This window comes from Actinomycetota bacterium, from assembly GCA_012837825.1.
Taxonomy (GTDB): domain Bacteria; phylum Actinomycetota; class Humimicrobiia; order Humimicrobiales; family Humimicrobiaceae; genus Humimicrobium.
The window spans coordinates 1-3238 of the sequence record DUQM01000025.1 but is presented as its reverse complement, the minus strand read 5'-3'; the positions used below and the strand labels follow the sequence as shown (position 1 = coordinate 3238).

General features: G+C 34.4%; 4 protein-coding genes. 2 read left to right on the top strand and 2 right to left on the bottom strand.

Annotation, left to right across the window (positions count from 1 at the left end):
• The first annotated feature begins 73 nt into the window (after nt 1-73).
• Nucleotides 74-910: an ATPase gene (locus GXZ93_02230; protein ID HHT78602.1), complete on the top strand. Its 837-nt coding sequence runs from the start codon at nt 74-76 to the stop codon at nt 908-910.
• A gap of 192 nt (nt 911-1102) precedes the next feature.
• Here the strand turns inward: GXZ93_02230 and GXZ93_02225 are convergent, their stop codons facing one another.
• On the bottom strand, nt 1103-2092 hold the full coding sequence (locus GXZ93_02225; GenBank protein ID HHT78601.1) for a sugar phosphate isomerase/epimerase: 990 nt from the start codon (nt 2090-2092) through the stop codon (nt 1103-1105).
• Nucleotides 2093-2374: 282 nt separating this feature from the next.
• Here GXZ93_02225 and GXZ93_02220 point away from each other — a divergent pair, with 282 nt between their 5' ends.
• Nucleotides 2375-2878 (top strand): nitroreductase family protein, encoded by a 504-nt coding sequence (locus GXZ93_02220; GenBank protein HHT78600.1) that lies wholly within the window; start codon nt 2375-2377, stop codon nt 2876-2878.
• Nucleotides 2879-3084: 206 nt separating this feature from the next.
• Here the strand turns inward: GXZ93_02220 and GXZ93_02215 are convergent.
• A partial coding sequence (locus GXZ93_02215) for a hypothetical protein (protein HHT78599.1) occupies nt 3085-3238 on the bottom strand: 154 nt, incomplete at its 5' end.

The window sequence follows — 3238 nt, the reverse complement described above, 5'->3', positions numbered from 1 at the left end:
TTATTTATTATATATGCTATCTGAAAGAAGATATTTTAGTTTGTTAAAAAGATAGTATGGAGAATTAAGTATTATGGAAAAATTAATCCAGAAAGAAGATGGAACCCGGGAACTTTTTGATGAGAAAAAAATAAAAACTTCTCTTTTGAGGGCAGGAGCTGATGAGAAAATCGTTAATTTTATAATAAGCAAGGTTAAAAACGAATTAAAAGGCGAGCTAATCAAAGCCAGAGATATCTATAAGCTTGCGCTAACTTATTTAAAGAAAAAGCAGCCACCGGTTGCAATAAAATATACATTAAAGAAAGCTATCATGGAATTAGGCCCTACCGGCTTTATTTTTGAAAAATATATTGCAAGGATTCTGAAAGAATATGGTTATAAGACTGCAACAGGCAGAATAATCAAAGGATATTGCGTGGATCATGAAGTAGATGTAATTGCAGAAAAAAACAGTGAGCATTATATGTTTGAATGCAAATACCATAACAGAAATGAAACCAAAAGCGATATTAAAACAGCATTATATATTTACGCAAGATTTCTGGACATAAAAAAAGCAAGTGATGAAAATAAAACAAGTTATAATTTTTCAAAAGCATGGCTTGCAACAAATACAAAATGCACTACTGAAGCAATCAAATATGCAGGATGTGTCGGGCTTGGAATAATCGCATGGCATTATCCTGCCGAAAAAAATCTTGAATACTATATTGAAAATAAAAAGCTTTATCCGGTCACCATACTGCCCGGGCTAAAGCCTAAACAAAAAGAAAAATTACTTGATAATGATATCCTTACCGTTAAAGACATGCTTGAAATCGGATCCGAAAAAATAGTCGGTTGCATCAATGAAAGCAGTGATTTTGTAAGCAGGATATTCATGGAAGCCGAACTATTATATTCATAAAAACAGGCTGATACAGAATTTTTAATTTGAACCTGGGGCTCTAACTTTTGATTCTGCATCAGCCTGAATGCTTTTCTCCCAATTTTCCGAGGACATACCGGAATTGAGATACTGCGAAAGTTTTTTGCAGAACAATTTGTTTAGCAAAAAATACTGTTTTTAAATAACTTGCAAAGCATTAATGATTTTTAATTATTTGTTTTTTAATGCATCATCAAACGCACCTACATTGGGTGTAATATTTATATGCTTTACAAAACTGCAGGCTTCAGTTGCTCCCTGAATTCTGTCCATTCCTGAATCTTCCCATTCAACAGAAAGAGGCCCGTCATAGCCAATGGCGTTCAGCTCACGTATTATTGCCGAGAAGTCTACACCGCCTCTACCGGGTGAGCGGAAATTCCATCCTCTTTTTGGATCCCCGAATTCAAGATGGGAACCTAATATTCCATTCAGTCCGTCCAGTGTAACAGAAGCATCTTTGATATGGACATGATAAACTCTGTCAGGAATTTCTCTTATCATAAGATGCGGTTTTAGACCCTGCCACAAAAGATGGCTCGGATCAAAATTCATTCCGAGAGTTTCACGATATTTGAATTCTTCAAGAAGCCTTACAAAAGAATAATAATCATAAGCTATTTCAGTAGGATGGACTTCAAGCGCAAACCTTATTCCGTTTTTATCCATTTCGTCAAATAAAGGCGACCATCTTTCCACGATAGTCTTATAGCCATCATCAACCATCTCAGCAGTCGTCTGCGGGAAAGAATACCAGTAATTCCAAATCGGTGAACCCAGGAAACCAGTAATCATATTTATCCCCAGATTTTTTGCAGCTTTAATTGTATACCTTACTTCCTGAACAGCCCATTCTCTCATTTCTTTAGGTTTATCTGCAACACTTGAAGCAGCAAAACCATTATGTCTCTTATCGTACACATCTCCGATGAGCTGTCCGGACAGATGGGCGCTTATTGCCCATGTTTTCAGATTATATTTCTTTAATGTATCAAGTATCTCTTTTACATATGCAGGTTCCTCAGCTGCCCTTTTGGGATTGACATGGTTTCCCCATGTTGCCAATTCAAGCCCTTCATAGCCTATTTCGGAAGCAATTCTGCACATCTCTTCAAATGACAGATCAGCCCATTGTCCCGTAAAAATAGTAACTGGTCTCATTTCTTAATCACCCCGTTCAATTCCTAAATTATATTGTATTTATTTTATCTTAATAATTTATTTATTAAAAATTGTCAAATAACAAATAGAGCTTCTCCGGTAAATATTTTTGATTATGATTATATTATATTCATTTTAATAATTATGTATAAGATAATTTATATTGAATTATCTTAACATCTGCTTTTGCCAATATTAAGCTTATTTTTTATAATTACTTAGCTGATATATTATCTAATATAAATTGAATATAAACATAATAGAAACAGGAAAGGTTTTATAATGGTTGAAGCATTATTTCACAGACGGAGCATAAGAAAATATACAAATGAACTTATCCGGGAAGAAGAAATCGAAAAATTGCTTAAAGCCGCTATGGCTGCACCTTCTGCCGGAAATCAGCAACCCTGGGAATTTATAATAATAAAAGATAGAAATATAATGCTGGAAATAACAAGGTTTCATTCTTATTCCCAGATGCTGAAAGAAGCCAGGCTTGCCATTGTAGTCTGCGGAGATCCTCAGAGAGAAAGACATTCAGGCTACTGGGTTCAGGACTGTGCAGCTGCAACAGAGAATATACTTATAGAGGCACAATATCTTAAAATAGGATCTGTATGGCTCGGCGTTTATCCTGAAGAAGACAGAGTAAGAAATATGCGAAAATTGCTAAATATTCCTGATCATATAATTCCTTTTTCGATCATATCGCTCGGATATCCTGCAGAAACAAAAAGCCCCTCGGACAGATTTGATGTACAAAGAATCCATATCAACAAGTGGTGATAAAAGATAATCGAGAAGACTTATAATTTGGTATCCAATAGAATAAATGCTTCAGAATAAGCTAAAAGTTTCAAATTATTAGTATAAATTAAATTAATGATCTTTTCTCTTATGTCCCCGAATTAAATCTGCCTTGAATTTTCCCCGGCAAAACGATCACATATCTTATTTTTCTGTCTTTCGATATCCGGATAATTTTTCTTATTTTATAAATAAAACCAGCAGGCTTTTTTAACCGGGGAAAAAACAGGTGAGAATTCTACGGGTTTTCTGCCAAAACATATGCCGATTTTTTCATAAAAATTTATCATATTTTCACTTACATATCTTTGCTTTATTGCATCTCTTGTAGGCATATAT

Excerpts from the sequence above, each read along its gene's own strand:
- GXZ93_02225 (HHT78601.1), bottom strand. The coding sequence starts at position 2,092 with ATGAGACCAGTTACTATTTTTACGGGACAATGGGCTGATCTGTCATTT.
- GXZ93_02230 (HHT78602.1), top strand. The coding sequence starts at position 74 with ATGGAAAAATTAATCCAGAAAGAAGATGGAACCCGGGAACTTTTTGAT.
- GXZ93_02220 (HHT78600.1), top strand. The coding sequence starts at position 2,375 with ATGGTTGAAGCATTATTTCACAGACGGAGCATAAGAAAATATACAAAT.